Origin of the sequence: Rhizobium sp. RM (genome assembly GCF_013390595.1) — a bacterium.
GTDB lineage: Bacteria > Pseudomonadota > Alphaproteobacteria > Rhizobiales > Rhizobiaceae > Agrobacterium.
On record NZ_JACAWV010000007.1, the window covers coordinates 533,558 to 548,661 of the forward strand.

A 15,104-nucleotide genomic window follows, 5' to 3' on the forward strand; every position below is an offset into this window, starting at 1 on the left:
CCGGTCCCTTACATGAGAAACGGAATATCAATCGCCTTTGAGCGAATGAAGGGCAGTCCCTTGCGTCGCGCCGTCCAGCCGATGACATGCAGTTCTGCCGCTGCAGGCTCGTGCTTTTGCGCCAGCATCCAGGATTTACAGTCGATGGCGGCCACGTCGGCATCACCGCGTGCAACGGCGATCACTGAGGCTCGATGGGCGCCGGTTTCGACCAGTTCAGCAAACATCGCAAGGCTGTCGCCCGCGACCTCCAGATCGCGCTTGAGGCTGAGATACCCCGACATGGAGCGGTGTTCGTTGAAGGCCAGTCTTTTCGTCGAGAAAAATTCAAGCGGCAATCTCGCCTCGCCTGCTTCTGACGGTCCAACATCCTCACCACCCTCACCGGCACGGGCGATTATCGCACTGGAATATAATTCCCCTGCACCGCCGGCTATGCCGTCGTAATCACTCTGGCCGATGACCTGCACGTGATCTTTCAAGCCAAGCTCCATCGGCCCCCAGCAAGTGCCGGAAATCAGCAGGTCCGGGTGACGCCACAGCACTGCCAGGTCAAAGGCTTCGGGATCCAGCTTTGCAGGATCTGGCGCGATAACAGATCCATCCTCAGCACGAATGCCACCGGGAACAGGTGGCATATCACCGTTGCGCCGAACGAGATTTTCCGGTGCGTCGATGCCGTGATCGAGAAATCTCTTGCGTATTCTGGCCCACAAGGCATCGGTATCGGGGCGCAATTCCACCCAGTCATACATCGGCAGCGCCGCAATCCACGTCATACTGCTGTATCCTGCCTCAATGGGACGTCGGCGGCCGAATAGCCGGGGGTGTCAATGGAAACATGCGTGGCGGTCTGCGGCGAGAAAGCCGTCTCACCGCGTCTGAGCACAGGATGAGCGACAGGCTCTTTTACTTTGAAAGCGAAAGCGCGGAAAACGTCGAAATAGTTGGCGAAGACGTATCCGTTGTTCATCCTTTGCCACTCGGCGCGCTTTGCCCTGTAGAGGGATGGCAACGTGTACCACGCCGCGCTCGGCAGCTTGTGGTGCACGAAATGCAAATTATTGTAGAGAAAAAGTGGCGCCAGAATCGAGTTCTCGACGATAATCGTTCGTCCGTCCGGCTGTTCTGCCCATTGGTGTTCGCAATAGGAACGAATGGCGATGATGGATACGCCGAGATAGCCGGCAACGCCGATATAAAGCCAGATCGGAATGCCGAACACCGACTGAATGACGAAGAGCGTTGGGACCAGTCCAGCTACGTGCAGGGTCCAGGCGTAGATGACCCGGCGATCACCCTTGCCGATCTTCCGCCATTCGGACAGCGTGAAACCGATTACCATCAGCGGAGGGCCGATCACCATGCGGCCAATAAGCGTGTTGTTCCAGGCAAGCAGAGTTTTCAGGAGTGACGGCATTTTTTCCCAGTCGCCCATCGCCCGATAATAGCTCTCGGGATCGTCGAAGGGGTCCGTCAGACGCTCGTCGGCATGGTGCTGCAGATGTGTGCGCTTGTAGCTGCGATAGGGATAAAAAATGCCCAACGGCGTAAACACCAATGCTTCATTGAGACGTGAGTTACGCGTGGGATGGCCATGCAGGACTTCATGCTGAAGAGAGGAATGCAGGGCAACCGCAATCCCCATCAGCACCAACGAAAGGATCGGATACAACGGGTAAAGCGCATAACCTGCTGCGCCCCACAGACCGTAACAGACGACAAGCAGGGCAATCGTCGGCCACTCGATGCGCGGCGCGCGCGATCGGCGCCTGTTCGTATTCTCTACTGACTTCTGGATGGACGTGTCGCTCATGTGATTCCCCTATGCCATTGCAAACACAGGCTTTCATCGGCGCGCGCGCCGCACAATGAGTTTATGGTGACCATTCGTTGATATTGGTCACAAATTATAGAATATGGTGATAATTGTAAACAATGAGGTGAAGTATGGACAAGCGCGCACTCGCCATCCTGTTCCGCACGCGTCTGGCGAGCCTGGTTGATCGCGCCGGAGAGAGCCATTCCGCATTCGCTTCGAAGGTCGGCATCGACCGCTCCGCCCTGTCGCAGCTGCTCTCGGGGGATTCGGCACGCTTGCCGCGCGTCGAGACACTCTTGAACATCGCCGAGCGCCATTCCGTGTCGCTGGACTGGCTGCTCGGCCTCTCACACGACCAAGGCTTGATGGGAGAACTGCGTCCAAGCTTCGAGATCGAGGAAGGCGGCGACGACTATACTGACACGTTGCTGATGAACTGGCATGCCGAGGCGGCGGGATCTAAAATTCGCTACGTTCCTGCCCGTCTTCCGGATTTGCTCAGAACACCGAAGATCATTGCCTTTGAGGCGAAAGGCGCACATCAGAGTGTCATAGCGCAGGCCAGTGAGACGGCGTTCCGTCTGGATTACAACCGCCAACCCGGCACTGACATGGAAGTTTGTATGCCGCGTGAAACACTGGAAGCCTTCGCAAAGGGGCAAGGCATGTGGCGCGGATTAAATCGCGACATTCGTGCCGAGCAACTTCAGTATATGGCTGCCCTGATCCGTGAACTCTACCCCTCGTTCCGACTATTCCTGTTCAACGAAAAGGAACGGTTTTCCGTGCCTTACACGGTTTTCGGATCGCAACGAGCCGCGATATTCGTGGGTGGCATGTATCTGGTCCTAAACAACGCTGAATCAATCCGCAAAATGCAGTACCATTTCGACGAACTGATCCGCTCTACGCGCGTTCATGCCCATCAGGCCGCTGACTTTGTGCAGAACCTAGAGGTATCGTAAGCAGAGTAACTCCTTTTGGTCACGCGCCATTTGGCGTGAGATGATCCGAACACTGATCAGATAAGTTTCCGGAAATCATTCGATTGCCCACCAATCAATCGGAGAAAGCGTCTTCAATATCGATGCCGGGATTCGCAGCCTCGAAATTGGCGATGATCTTGTCCAGCGCTTGACCACTGGACTTGTTGAAGCCGTGTCAGAATTTCACCGTGGTGGCAGCGTCGGCCGCACCAACGCTGGCAAAAAGGGAGAGTGCGGCGGCAACAGTACTTTGATGACGAGGAATTGTCACACGCTTCGGGCACATCGGAACCAATTGATCAAGGTCGAGTTGAGACGCAAGCCGTGCGCCACGCCTCCCGGAAACCTGATAGCCCGATTTGACGGGAGACTGAGATTTTCTGAACAGGTTGCCAGCGTTCGGTTCTGATTGTGAACGTTTGGAGGAAAACGTGACCGACTGGCTTGCGTCGATGGGTTTTGAGTTCGATATCGTTTCACATTTTGTCGCGATGCTGATTGCCTATGTTCTCGCTCTTCCGATCGGCTGGGACCGCGAGAAGCACGAACGCAGCGCCGGCCTGCGAACCTTTCCCCTCGTCGCAATCGCTTCATGCGGCTTCATACAGGCGACTGAAAGCGTCACTGCCGGTAACGCAGAGGCGACCGCACGTGTCGTAGAGGGCCTGATCAATGGCGTGGGCTTCATTGGGGGCGGAGCAATACTCGTGGGCAAACTTGGAACCCGGGGCACCGCTACAGCGGCCAGCATATGGGTCACCGGCGCGATCGGCGTTGCCGTTGGTCTTGGTTCTTACGAGACGGCCATCATTCTCTCCATCGCCACCTTCGCAACGTTGCGGGTTATGACGACCTTCAAGTCACAAAAGAACGAGCGCCTCAGATCTGACGAATGACCCAAACACCTTCACAACTCTGCTACCTCGCGGAACACGCGTGGCGCCTGCCTCGTTAATAACGCTCATACCAATAAGATCTGGAGGAGCTCACCATGGACTGGAATCGGGTTGAAGGAAACTGGAAGCAGATGAAGGGCAAGGTCAAGGAACAGTGGGGAAAGCTCACCGATGACGACCTTGACGTCATCAACGGCAAACGCGAGCAACTCGAAGGCAAAATCCAAGAACGTTACGGTTACGCAAAGGATCAAGCAAAAAAAGATATTGATCACTGGTACCGGAACCAGCATTTTCATTGAGGTTTCTGGCTAAAAATCTTCAATCAAAAGCCCGCCGTTCCGGGCGGGCTTACCGGCTCTTCTGGAACAAAAATCACGATCCTGAGTTCTGCGGCAAATGGATCATATCGTCACCCATATCAACAAGATCAAATCCTCGGGAGACCGCGCCGCCAGCGAAGACGGAGCCTTTGCCAGTCTCGTGTATGTTTCCAGTCTTGAGAACGGCATAACACGCAAACAGGGTAAAAACGGTTTTCTCTATTATGATGAAGACGGTCACAGGATAACGGACAAGGCCATACTTGAGAGAGTTACAAGCCTCGCTATCCCACCTGCTTATGTGGACGTGATTATATCGTCTGATCCCAGATCCCATCTTCAGGCAACCGGACGCGACGCGAGGGGACGCAAACAATATCGATATCATCCAGATTGGTCGGAGGAACGCGGCAACGCCAAGTTCTCCCAACTGGTGGAATTTGCAGCGTCATTACCGGACATTCGCGAGAAGGTGGATACCGATCTGCGACTGCGCAAGCCCGGTCTCGACAAGGCTCTGGCCACGGTCGTCTGGCTGCTCGACAAGCTTTTCATCCGGGTTGGCAACGCGACATATGCGAAGGAAAACGGGTCGTTCGGTCTGACGACATTGAGAAATCGTCATGTGAAGATTGAAGGATCTACAGTCCATTTCAACTTCAAGGGAAAATCGGGCAAGGAATGGCGCCTCAGCCACCATGACAGGCGAATTACACATGCGATCAGGGCGCTCCAGGAGCTTCCGGGCCAGCAGCTTTTCCAATACCTCGACGAAGATGGACAACGACATCAGGTCAGGTCTCAGGACGTCAACGACTATATCCGGTCTGCATGCGGCAGCAACTTCAGTTCCCGACAGTTTCGTACCTGGGGCGCCTCCAAGATGGCGGCCGTTCAACTCGCACAACTCGAGCCCGGCCAAAGTCATGCGGAATGCGCCCGCATCATCAACGCCGTCATTGATGACGTCGCGAGCCGCCTCGTGAACACCCGCGCCGTATGCCGAAATTCTTATATTCATCCGAAAATCATCGACGCTTTCCCCGACGGCGATCTCCAATCTCTCATGAAAATCCGGCCGAGCCGAAGCCAGCGACTGAACCGGTGGCTGGAGACCGACGAAATTCGCGTCATGCGCTGGCTGGAAAGCCACTAGTTTTATCGAGGTTCGACAAACCTATAGAGGGAGAAAACCTTCTCAGGCGATATCGAAGAGGTGGCTATCAGGGTCCTTAACCCCATTGATCGCTGCCGCAACTATGTCGGCAGCAATCTGGCTAAAGGTGATCCCGTTTCCGCCAAATCCCATGACGGAATAAACATTTGCGTGCCCCGGCACGTTACCGATCAGCGGAAGGCCCGTTGTCGTCGATCCAAAGGCCGCTGCCCAACGATAAGCCGGCTGCCCGATATCAACATTAAGGAGCTCGGCGAGTTTGATACGAATGGAATCTGTCTTTGCCTGAAGGCGTTTTCCATCCTGAAATGCCAGAGGATCATGCTCGTCCTCACCGCCGGCGATCAGCCGACCGGGTTGATCCGTTCGTAAATAGAGATATGGGTCGGACGCCTCCCATACGATGTGGTCGTGTAGCCAGTCGGGGATACGAACCCCAACGTCACTTGCCAGTGCCCATGTTGAAATGATTTCGTGCCGCTTGCTCTCAAGCACTTTGAGAAACTCGTAACCCGTACAAAAGACGGCGTGGTTGGCGATGAGAAGTTTGCCGCTGCCGGTTGCCAGAACAACCCCGTCTGAAAAGTCCTTCATATCGGTGACTTCGACGCCAGAGACGATTTCTACCTTGCGTCTGGCAAGGTGCCGCAGCAAACCGGCAGTGAGTTGCCCCGGATTGGCGGACGCAGAGATATTGCTCAAAATTGCACCTGTCCGATCGACGTCGAAGCATTCGCGCAACTCTCGGGCATCAAGATATTTCGCGTCGATACCCGCCTCTGCTCGGGCTTCTGCCTCCATCTTGAGGGCACGCGAGCCATAATCATTGCCTGCCAGATAAAGAGCTTTCTTTCGGCGCATACTGCAGGAAATATCCAGCGATTTGACAATCTCCTCCAGGCGCAAAACCGCCTGGGCCGATCTTTGCCATACCCGTCTGGCGTCGGCTTTTCCGATCATCTTTTGTAATTGGTGGAGCGGCACGTCTATCTCGTGTTGTATCATTGCGGTCGAAGCGATGCTGCTACCTCGGACAGGATCACCCTTGTCGATGATCAGCACTGACTTGCCCGATTGCGCAACAGCGTGCGCAACCAACGCCCCACTGATGCCGGCTCCAACTATGATGACATCGTATTTTTGAAGGGATGCCGTGTTTCTCGTTCGAACCGAGATGCGTGGGCTATCCAGCCAGACGGGACGAAATTCTCTCAGGTCGCGCTCTTTCGTCAGTTGCGATCTGGACATGTCCCCTCCGTACCACGCTTAAGAAAAGAGCCCGACCTGAGGTCGGGCTCTTGAAACCATCAGTGCCGATGCTCGGGCATCTGCTTGAGCTGATCCTTGGTCCACGTTGTCAGAGCGTGTACATCTCCTGACTCATCGCGCATGAAATCGAGATCCGCCAATGGGACCGCTACAGGCTTGGCACCTATCCCTAAAAAACCGCCCACGTCGATGATTGCGGTACTCGCAGTGCCGGCACCGTGAACGTGGTCAACCTTACCGACCTTGTGATCGTCAGCACCGTAAACGGTGGCACCCTGTAACACAGAAGGTGTCAGTTCGCGTGCGGTGAGACGGACATGATTGGTATGATCCATTTTCAATTCTCCTCGTGTTGGCGACAATAACGTAACTCCACCAATCGCGTTCAGTTCCGCGTCTTGCCGGAGGTTTCTGCAGCCTAAAGTGTCGCCAAAGCCCGGTTGGAGATCTGTCCTCCATAGTTTTTCCGCATCTCGACCTTTTGCTCGAGAGAGGTGATCACATCGACTGACAGATCGACACCGTGCAGTTCCGCAATGTTCGGCAGGCCACCGGGAGTAAAAACATTGATCTCAAGAATTTTATCGCCAACGATATCTAGGCCGACCAGAAACATGCCGTCCTGAATGAGCTTTGGCCGCACCATCTCGGCAACTGCAAGTATCTTGGGCGTGATCTCCACGGCGGCCGCTGTGCCCGCTACGTGCATATTCGAACGCACCTCTCCCTTGGCGGGAACCCGGCGGAAGGCAGCATAAGCACCATCCCGTTGAAGCGGGCGACCATTCATCAGGAAAAGGCGGATATCACCCGCCGTCGCATCGGGAAGATACCCCTGAGCGATCAGGTAACCTTCACCGCTTACGGCCTCAAAAATCTGGTTGAGATTGGCTTCCTTGCTCGAATTGATCTTGAATACATTCTTGCCGCCCGACCCCTGGAGTGGCTTCAAAATAGCGCCCTGCTTCTGCTTGTCGATAAAGGCGCGGATTTCTTCGATGCTTTTCGAGATGAGCGTCGTCGGACGAACGGCCTCCGGAAAGCCCTGAAAATAAAGCTTGTTTTGAGCGCTAGCCAGACCATCCGGATCATTCACCGTCAGCACACCCCGCTCCGCCGCAAGACGGCCGAAAATAATGCCGGCTTGTGCCGCCCAAGGCCGCTCGTCAGCATCAAGGGATGGATCGTTGCGCAGGAAGAGAACATCGATATCTTCGACCGGGATCGTCTGTATCTCGGCCTCCTTATGCTGCAGGGCCGAAACGAACGCATCAGCCTTTTTCGATTTTCCGCCCTTGGCAACGGTCGCACGCACCATAAGGCTATCGTCAGGCCGCAGCACGAAATCGCCCGGCGTCAGATAACAGACGTCGTGGCCGCGCGCTATTGCAGCCAATGCAAGCGCCGTGGTCGTGTAAAATTCCGTCTCGTCCGCGATAGAGTTCACAAAAAAAGCAATCCGCATTCACGTCTCCTGCCTTTGAATCATTTCTAACGGGCGCAAGCCTTGTTTGGCATGTGCCAAGCGGCCTCGCCCTTCGTCCGTCTCCAGGTAAAGCGGTCGGACCGCTGGCATCCGCAGCAGCCCTCGATCCGCGAGTTCCTGCATCACCTCAAAATGCGAGGCCGCGATCTTGCCCATCCAGAATGGTTCAAGCGCCCCTCCGGATCGAAGGTGCCGGAGCAACGCAAGCAGCCCCCGGAGATATATCGCGTCCTTGGCAAGGCCGCCGCCACGATAAAGGCGAAGAACCAGGTTGAATGCCGCACGCGGCGTGAAATCATGGTCGTCAACCAAAAGGGAATATGTCTCGGAAAATGTTGCGCCTTCAAGCATCGCGGCACACCCGACGACCCGACCCGCGATCAGTCTGAGACGCGCCGTCGTCATGCCGCCGGCCAGGTACTCGGCAAAGACCGCCAGCCCCTCCTGCATGCCTTCATAACCAGCAAGCCCGGAGCGAAACAGCCGCAGGCCCTGCACCGAACCGTTGAAATAGGTAAGAAGATGGACGCCGATCTCATGTGCCAGCAGAGGCTCGACACGGCGTTTATCCATCAGTGTCGAACGCGCGATCAGCAGGCGGTGACCTGATACCATCAAGCCGGATGGCAAGTCGTCTCGCAGTTCAACCGCGACTTCGAACTCTGTCAATTGACGATGGTATGCGGCGATCATCGTTCTGGCGCGTCGCTCGACATGAAAACAGTCGGCAATTCTGTCTTCCGACCCGTCATCGTCGTCGTTGCCAGACGCGGGATCACTCGAATGCGCGAGAATTGTTTTTGCCTCTTCCAGCAGCGATGGCTCGACGGGACCGTAAAGCGCACGTCCGAATTCAATAAATTGCGGCTTCTCGCGAGAAGATAACAGCGAAAGCTGAATATCGAGTTCGTGCTGTTTCTCTCTGTATAGTTGGTAGAGAACCGGGTCTTCGAGGTGATCGAAGGAAATCGAAAACAGCTTCCGTTTGGTCGCTTCGACCTGAAACGCCAATGGGCGATAAAGGAATTTCGGACGCCGCCCATCGGACTTGAACGCGTTAAACGCCGCTTCGGCATTGATAGGTGTAACAGCCAACAGAAAATCAAACGTCGACGCCACTTCATCTATGCTGCGATCAACGCGCGTCACTGTGTCAACGAATGTCTTGCGACCCAATGCCCTATGGGTTTTGGGCGTCAGAACCTTCTGGCTTTCAATGAAACGCGAGATCGCCCGCAAGCCCGCATCAAACAGCAGCGAGACGAGTTGTTCACGCAATTCGGGATAAATTTCATTGCTGCCCGGCTGTCGGTAGACTGGGGCAAACCGGACAGCCAGCGTCGAACAATGCAGATCACGCCCCAACACCTTGTCCTCTCTTAAGGGTGGGGTTTCAGCTCTCTTCACGCGTGGCGTCCGAAACTTCGCTTCGCTATCGCTGACGACAGTGGTGAAAATTTCCGCAGCGTCCACCATGTCAGCGCTTGCCCACAAGGCAATTTCAAACGGCGGCAGAAAGGGTGCATCTTCGGTCAGGAATCTGTCCTGCGTCAGCTCTCCGATATCGAAGAGAACGAAGGCCCCGAAGCGTTTGCGAAGAACGACAGCGATTGCCTCGATAACCACCATCGCGGGCGCGGCATGCGGCGCGATCAAGTAAGACGCGTTGGCACGGGCGATGTCTCGGGCAACCGGCTCTGCATCGTCTTCGGCAATATGCACGCAAAGGAATGGTAGCGGGCGGTCAATATGCAGACGACCACCTCCAGGCAGGTCCCGACGAATAGACTTGCCGGCGGCAAGACATGAAACAATATCCTCCAGCCAGTCATCATCGCGCTGTTTCTCTAATGAAACCTGCTTCATGAGGGGCCCGCCAGTGATTTCTCGAGCACGGGAACAGCCGTTGCAACGATGTTGCGAAGCTGTGAGAGCACGCTTCTGTCCGGTTCACCGGTCCATTCGTCCATGAAGAACTTCTTGAACTCAACGGCGATCGCACAGCCGGTCAGGGGAAAATGTTCGTGGACAAATCGCGTCTGTTCGCCTTTTCCCTGGAACGCCACGTTTTCCTGCACATCAACAGGCCTGCCGTTGATTTCGAAGGATCGGAAGTGGTCGATGAGGGCATCGACGACTGGCGCCCAGCGCGCCCTATCCATGGAAAAGGTTCCGATGTTTATATCGGGCGCCTTCGACTGCAGTGTCGGTGCGGCGTCTGGACCGTCTCTACGGTGATTGTAGCTATGGATATCCAGTACGACAAAGTGACCGAACTGGCGTTCGATGCCACGGAGAAAGTTGAACAACATCTCATAATAGGCATCGTGCACTTGCAAGGACGTATCGATCTGATCCTGTGTGAGGGCGTCCGTCCACACATTCAGACCCCATGCCTGCTCCGGCGTTAGATAGACTGCACCATCGCGGCTGCGATTGATATCCACTTCGAAACGGGACCGATGGAATACGATACGGTTTGGCACGTCGCGCATCGTGTATTCCGTGTACGGGTCTTCTTCACGAAGACGCTCATCGTGGTCGATCGCGTAGAAGCTGAGAATATCATCACGGATATTGTGTCCTTCATGGATCGCTGTCGCGACGATTGGCGACAGTCCACGCTCGGTGCTCCATAAAGCGAAGGGTGTGGGGGGTGGCGAAATCAGCGTCTTGAGAGAATTCCCGTTGGCGGAAGATATCACGTTTCGAGATTTCTCCCGGTATTCGGCGCCCGTCATTCATCTCTCTCCCGTGCTGAGGTTGCCCCTGTCACGGTACAAACGCGCGAACGCCAAATTTGTTACGATGCGTATTCAGATTTCCAATGTCTGGCGGACTGGCGGAAGCCCCTCAGTCCCAAATAGCCAATATGGTCCGTCAGGATTTCACCCTGCTAAAATTCACGGCAAACAACCGTTCATGGAACGACGCGCCGAAGCGAACGTTAAATATCAAACCGAACATCCCTGCGCGCCGTGAGCTACGTTTCGGTCGCGGCTCCCATTCAAATTGTTATGGAGAACAACGATGACCGACCGGCAGACACTCCAGGACCCGCGCAAACTTTACCCCTCGCCGCCATTTCAGTCCCAGCCTCAAACGATGCCGGGACTTGCACAAAACATGGTGCCGTTACCTGATCACGGTGAAGCAAGTTACAAAGGGTCGGGAAAACTGACAGGGCGAAAGGCACTGATTACCGGCGGCGATTCCGGTATTGGCCGTGCCGTTGCCATTGCTTTTGCACGCGAGGGTGCGGACGTTGCCATCTCCTATCTTGAAGAAGAAGAGACTGACGCCGAAAGGGTAATCGAACTCATCGAGGCAGAAGGCCGAATTGGCGTGGCTCTTCCAGGCGATATCAAGCAGGAAACATGGTGTCGCGAGATGGTCGAAAAGGCCGTTAGCGATTTGGATGGCCTCGATATCCTCGTTATCAACGCAGCAAGGCAGCAGTATCGTGACGATATCAGTGCGCTGTCGACCGATGATTTCGACCAGACGATGAAGACCAATCTTTACGCGCTTCACTGGATTGCGCAGGCGGCGACGCCCTACTTAAAGCCCGGCTCTTCCGTGATTACCACTGCTTCCATCCAGGCCTACGAGCCCTCCCCGATCCTGTTGGATTATGCAACGACCAAAGCTGGCATTGTCGCTTACACCAAGGCGCTGTCGAAGCAGCTCATCGAAAAGGGCGTGCGTGCCAACGTCGTCGCTCCAGGTCCGTTCTGGACTGTCCTCCAGCCCAGCGGTGGACAGCCGGATGAGAAGGTTCAACACTTCGGTGAAAACAGCGACTTTGGCCGTCCCGGTCAGCCTGTCGAACTGGCACCGATTTATGTTCTGCTTGCTTCGCAGGACGCGAGCTTCATCAACGGCGAAGTCTACGGTGTAACAGGTGGCAAGGGCATCGCATGACCAGTTGCATCGTTTTGCAGGGCGAGGCTGAGCAAGGCCGATGTTGAGAACAATCGAAAGGTCACGATCTGATCAGGCAGACATCAAGGCTCATACCAAAGGCTGACCGAAAGAATGAACACCGAGGCCGCACAGACGCCGAACGATGCAGTTACAGAACGAGAGTTGACGCCCGAAGAAGCTGAGCGGGCGCGTAGAAAATACCTGTTGTCGCGCTTCTGGCGTAGTGCCCGTGGCTTCTGGAGCCGCCGTGGCCCAAAGCTCGCCTGGCCCTGCTCGATTGGCTTGGTTGCACTCCTCTGCACCAATGTCGTTTTCCAATACGGTATCAACGTCTGGAACCGCAATCTTTTCGACGCGATAGAACAACGCGACGCCGGCACGGTTTATTTCCTCAGCGCGATCTTTATTCCATTGGTGATCGGCAGCATGTCGCTTGTGGTGATCCAGGTTTTTTTCCGCATGATCATACAACGTCGCTGGCGCAAATGGCTGACGACGGACATCATCGCCCGCTGGCTTGCCAACGGTCGCTATTACCAATTGAACCTGATCGGTGGCGACCACAAAAATCCGGAGGCACGCATCTCTGAGGATTTGCGCATCGCAACGGAAGCACCGGTCGACTTTGTTGCCGGTGTTACCTCCGCCTTTCTGTCGGCCTCCACATTCATCGTCGTTCTCTGGACAATTGGCGGATCTCTGACATTCACCATTGCAGGAACGAGTTTCACCGTCCCCGGTTTCCTTGTTATCACCGCCCTGCTGTACGCAACGATCACGTCCACATCGATGGTTGTCATCGGGCGAAATTTTGTCCGTATTTCGGAGCTCAAGAACCAGGCTGAGGCGGAGTTTCGCTACACGCTGACGCGTGTACGAGAAAACGGCGAGAGCATTGCCTTGCTCGGGGGAGAGGAAGAAGAACGCAACGACCTCAACAAGACGTTTTCAGCAGCTTTGCACCAATGGGCTCGTTTGGCGCGGCAATATATGCGCACGACGCTGGTGTCACAGGTATCGAGCCTCTTTGCCCCTGTCGTTCCCGTCCTGCTTTGTGCGCCGAAATTTCTGGATGGCAGCATGTCGCTGGGCCAGGTAATGCAGGCCGCATCTGCCTTCGCGATCGTTCAGGGCGCATTTGGGTGGCTGGTCGACAATTACCCGCGGCTCGCCGACTGGAATGCCTGCGCACGACGCGTCGCATCTCTCATGGTTTCACTCGACGGCCTTGAGCAGACTGAGAAAAGTGATGCGGTCGGCCGCGTCAAGCACGGCAAGATTGAGGGCGACGCAATCCTCAGCCTGAACGATCTTTCGGTCTCGCTGAACGATGGCACTGCTGTGCTGACGGAAACGGAGGTAGAGATTAAACAAGGCGAGCGCGTGCTGGTTTCCGGCGAATCCGGATCAGGCAAGAGCACGCTCGTGCGGACAATCGCAGGCCTCTGGCCGTGGGGCGGCGGTAGTGTCGACCTGCATCCAGACAAGCGCCTTTTCATGTTGCCGCAACGGCCCTACATTCCGCTCGGTACGTTGGGGCGCGCCGTCACCTACCCGGGTGCGTCGGACGACTGGTCGCCCGACGAGGTCAAGACAGCGCTCGAAAAGGTCGGACTTGGCCACCTGTCGGAGAAGATCGAAGAAGATGCCCCATGGGACCAGACGCTGTCAGGCGGAGAGAAACAGAGGCTGGCGTTTGCACGTCTCCTGCTTCACAGACCCGATATCGTCGTACTCGACGAAGCAACCTCGGCACTCGATGACAAGAGCCAGGACAAGATCATGGAGCGTCTGATCGACGAGCTGCCCGATTCCACCATCCTCAGTGTCGCCCACAGAGCCGAACTCGAGGCTTTTCACAGCCGAAAGATCACCCTTGAGCGCCGCGAGGGAGGCGCCAAACTGGTCAGCGATATCGATCTTCTTCGGTCCCACAAAAAGCGCAACATGCTGAGACGTCTGGTCAGGCGACCTAAAATCCGCCTGTGAGACCTAGGGGGAGGATACAGGGGTTAGCGATTAAGACTGGCGTTTCTCCAACAGCTCCTTGGCATAAATCGCCATCATTCTTTCCTCGTTTGCGGGGATGATGAGCGTTTTGAAAGGCTGCAGAAAAGCAAGCCGGGCCAGAACTGCATCGCGAACAGAAGTGGCATTTTCCCCGACCCCACCTGTAAAGACCAGCGCATCGATGCCGCCCATCGAAACGGCCATCATCGCCGTGTATTGCGCGACCTTGAGTGCGAGATAGTCGAGTGTGAACTGCGCTTGCGGATCATCGCTTTCCATCAGCGTTTTCACGTCGCTGCTGACGCCCGACAGTCCCTTTAAACCGGAGCGTTCGTAAAGTGCCTCCTCGACCTTCTCGACCGGCATTCCAAGTGCGCGCAGCATATAGGTCACCGCTCCGGCATCAATGGCGCCCGGGCGGCTGCCCATCGGCAAGCCATCGAGAGCCGTCATCCCCATCGTCGTGTCGATGCTCCTACCGTTCGAGAGCGCGCAAAGACTTGCTCCATTACCAAGATGCCCGACAACAACCTTCCCGCTTGCGAGGTCCGGATGCTCCTTCGCCAGCACCCGGGAGATCCAGTCATAGGAAATGCCATGGAAACCATATCGGCGAATACCTTTGCTCCGCAGATCCCCCTCCACTGCAAATGTTCGGAAGAGTGCGTTCTGGCCGGTGTGAAACGCGGTGTCGAAACACGCAATATCTGGTGCATCTGCCAGGCGGTCGGACGCATCGATGCCCGCCAAATTGTAGGGCTGATGAAGAGGCGCCAAGGGCACCAGCGCTTCCAGCTGCTTTCTGACCTGCGGTGTCACGATGACCGGATCGACAAGGTCTGGACCACCATGCACGATACGGTGCACTGCTGCGACCATATGCCAACCATCGTCGAAACGGTCGATCAAATCCATCAAAGCGCCCATCGCGGCAACATGGTCATGGGCATCAAGAGAACGATCGATATGCGTGCCCGTCGTTTCGATTGTTGCTGTCAGCCTCGCATCCGTTCCGATGCCGGCAACCTTGCCTTTTGCCAGTTTGTCGAGATTTTCATAGCCGAAAACCTCAAATTTCAGGCTGGAGGAACCGGTGTTCAAAACGAGCAGAATATCGATCATCCGATAACCCCTTTTTACGTCTTTCAGCCAGGCAATGATGCGCCACTCGACACTTGCCGCGGCAACCGATCACGGGCGAATGAGAG

The 15,104-nt window shown here is 55.7% G+C and carries 14 protein-coding genes; 6 read left to right on the top strand and 8 right to left on the bottom strand.

What is annotated here, in order from left to right:
- Nucleotides 1-8: 8 nt before the first annotated feature.
- Both HWX89_RS06970 and HWX89_RS06975 read right to left on the bottom strand, forming a co-directional pair.
- Nucleotides 9-779, bottom strand: a complete 771-nt coding sequence (locus HWX89_RS06970) for a phosphate/phosphite/phosphonate ABC transporter substrate-binding protein (protein WP_246705099.1) — start codon at nt 777-779, stop codon at nt 9-11.
- Entirely contained in the window at nt 776-1,816 is a 1,041-nt protein-coding gene (locus HWX89_RS06975; protein ID WP_138792205.1) for a fatty acid desaturase, read from the bottom strand. The genes HWX89_RS06970 and HWX89_RS06975 overlap by 4 nt, the downstream gene beginning before the upstream one ends.
- Nucleotides 1,817-1,950: 134 nt before the next feature.
- Here HWX89_RS06975 and HWX89_RS06980 point away from each other — a divergent pair, with 134 nt between their 5' ends.
- The 4 genes from HWX89_RS06980 (at nt 1,951) to HWX89_RS06995 (ending at nt 5,183) form a co-directional block, all read left to right on the top strand.
- Nucleotides 1,951-2,787, top strand: coding sequence for a helix-turn-helix domain-containing protein (locus tag HWX89_RS06980; protein WP_138792204.1), 837 nt, complete (start codon nt 1,951-1,953; stop codon nt 2,785-2,787).
- A 473-nt stretch (nt 2,788-3,260) separates the two neighbouring features.
- Nucleotides 3,261-3,704, top strand: a complete 444-nt coding sequence (locus tag HWX89_RS06985) for an MgtC/SapB family protein (RefSeq protein WP_138792277.1) — start codon at nt 3,261-3,263, stop codon at nt 3,702-3,704.
- 95 nt (nt 3,705-3,799) lie between these two features.
- Nucleotides 3,800-4,006, top strand: coding sequence for a CsbD family protein (locus HWX89_RS06990; RefSeq protein ID WP_138792203.1), 207 nt, complete (start codon nt 3,800-3,802; stop codon nt 4,004-4,006).
- Nucleotides 4,007-4,103: 97 nt separating this feature from the next.
- A complete protein-coding gene (locus HWX89_RS06995) occupies nt 4,104-5,183 on the top strand; it encodes a DNA topoisomerase IB (protein WP_138792202.1) in 1,080 nt (359 codons plus the stop codon).
- 42 nt (nt 5,184-5,225) lie between these two features.
- On the opposite strand, the gene HWX89_RS07000 is transcribed toward HWX89_RS06995, so the two are convergent.
- The 5 genes from HWX89_RS07000 to HWX89_RS07020 form a co-directional block, all read right to left on the bottom strand.
- Nucleotides 5,226-6,452 (bottom strand): NAD(P)/FAD-dependent oxidoreductase, encoded by a 1,227-nt coding sequence (locus tag HWX89_RS07000; RefSeq protein ID WP_138792201.1) that lies wholly within the window; start codon nt 6,450-6,452, stop codon nt 5,226-5,228.
- 59 nt (nt 6,453-6,511) lie between these two features.
- Nucleotides 6,512-6,808 (bottom strand): PRC-barrel domain-containing protein, encoded by a 297-nt coding sequence (locus tag HWX89_RS07005; RefSeq protein WP_138792200.1) that lies wholly within the window; start codon nt 6,806-6,808, stop codon nt 6,512-6,514.
- Nucleotides 6,809-6,891: 83 nt separating this feature from the next.
- Nucleotides 6,892-7,938, bottom strand: coding sequence for a glutathione synthase (locus HWX89_RS07010; protein WP_138792199.1), 1,047 nt, complete (start codon nt 7,936-7,938; stop codon nt 6,892-6,894).
- Nucleotides 7,939-9,825, bottom strand: a complete 1,887-nt coding sequence (locus HWX89_RS07015) for a flavohemoglobin expression-modulating QEGLA motif protein (protein ID WP_138792198.1) — start codon at nt 9,823-9,825, stop codon at nt 7,939-7,941. It lies immediately after the preceding gene.
- Nucleotides 9,822-10,700 (bottom strand): N-formylglutamate amidohydrolase, encoded by an 879-nt coding sequence (locus tag HWX89_RS07020; protein ID WP_138792197.1) that lies wholly within the window; start codon nt 10,698-10,700, stop codon nt 9,822-9,824. Before HWX89_RS07020 ends, HWX89_RS07015 begins: the two co-directional genes overlap by 4 nt.
- 289 nt (nt 10,701-10,989) lie before the next feature.
- On the opposite strand from HWX89_RS07020, the gene HWX89_RS07025 reads away from it, so the two are divergent.
- Both HWX89_RS07025 and HWX89_RS07030 read left to right on the top strand, forming a co-directional pair.
- Nucleotides 10,990-11,883 (top strand): SDR family oxidoreductase, encoded by an 894-nt coding sequence (locus HWX89_RS07025; protein ID WP_138792196.1) that lies wholly within the window; start codon nt 10,990-10,992, stop codon nt 11,881-11,883.
- Nucleotides 11,884-11,997: 114 nt separating this feature from the next.
- Nucleotides 11,998-13,875: an ABC transporter ATP-binding protein/permease gene (locus tag HWX89_RS07030; RefSeq protein ID WP_138792195.1), complete on the top strand. Its 1,878-nt coding sequence runs from the start codon at nt 11,998-12,000 to the stop codon at nt 13,873-13,875.
- 30 nt (nt 13,876-13,905) lie between these two features.
- Here HWX89_RS07030 and HWX89_RS07035 read toward each other — a convergent pair whose 3' ends face one another.
- The gene (locus HWX89_RS07035; protein ID WP_138792194.1) at nt 13,906-15,018 is read right to left on the bottom strand and encodes an acetate/propionate family kinase; all 1,113 of its coding nucleotides are present in this window, start codon (nt 15,016-15,018) and stop codon (nt 13,906-13,908) included.
- Between the last annotated feature and the right edge of the window lie 86 nt (nt 15,019-15,104).

What these genes read in the sequence shown, in the direction of transcription:
- HWX89_RS07005 (WP_138792200.1), bottom strand. Translation starts at nt 6,808, where the DNA reads ATGGATCATACCAATCATGTCCGTCTCACCGCACGCGAACTGACACCT.
- HWX89_RS07030 (WP_138792195.1), top strand. Translation starts at nt 11,998, where the DNA reads ATGAACACCGAGGCCGCACAGACGCCGAACGATGCAGTTACAGAACGA.
- HWX89_RS06995 (WP_138792202.1), top strand. Translation starts at nt 4,104, where the DNA reads ATGGATCATATCGTCACCCATATCAACAAGATCAAATCCTCGGGAGAC.
- HWX89_RS06980 (WP_138792204.1), top strand. Translation starts at nt 1,951, where the DNA reads ATGGACAAGCGCGCACTCGCCATCCTGTTCCGCACGCGTCTGGCGAGC.
- HWX89_RS07015 (WP_138792198.1), bottom strand. Translation starts at nt 9,825, where the DNA reads ATGAAGCAGGTTTCATTAGAGAAACAGCGCGATGATGACTGGCTGGAG.
- HWX89_RS07000 (WP_138792201.1), bottom strand. Translation starts at nt 6,452, where the DNA reads ATGTCCAGATCGCAACTGACGAAAGAGCGCGACCTGAGAGAATTTCGT.
- HWX89_RS06975 (WP_138792205.1), bottom strand. Translation starts at nt 1,816, where the DNA reads ATGAGCGACACGTCCATCCAGAAGTCAGTAGAGAATACGAACAGGCGC.
- HWX89_RS06985 (WP_138792277.1), top strand. Translation starts at nt 3,261, where the DNA reads ATGGGTTTTGAGTTCGATATCGTTTCACATTTTGTCGCGATGCTGATT.
- HWX89_RS06990 (WP_138792203.1), top strand. Translation starts at nt 3,800, where the DNA reads ATGGACTGGAATCGGGTTGAAGGAAACTGGAAGCAGATGAAGGGCAAG.
- HWX89_RS07010 (WP_138792199.1), bottom strand. Translation starts at nt 7,938, where the DNA reads ATGCGGATTGCTTTTTTTGTGAACTCTATCGCGGACGAGACGGAATTT.
- HWX89_RS07020 (WP_138792197.1), bottom strand. Translation starts at nt 10,700, where the DNA reads ATGACGGGCGCCGAATACCGGGAGAAATCTCGAAACGTGATATCTTCC.
- HWX89_RS07025 (WP_138792196.1), top strand. Translation starts at nt 10,990, where the DNA reads ATGACCGACCGGCAGACACTCCAGGACCCGCGCAAACTTTACCCCTCG.
- HWX89_RS06970 (WP_246705099.1), bottom strand. Translation starts at nt 779, where the DNA reads ATGACGTGGATTGCGGCGCTGCCGATGTATGACTGGGTGGAATTGCGC.
- HWX89_RS07035 (WP_138792194.1), bottom strand. Translation starts at nt 15,018, where the DNA reads ATGATCGATATTCTGCTCGTTTTGAACACCGGTTCCTCCAGCCTGAAA.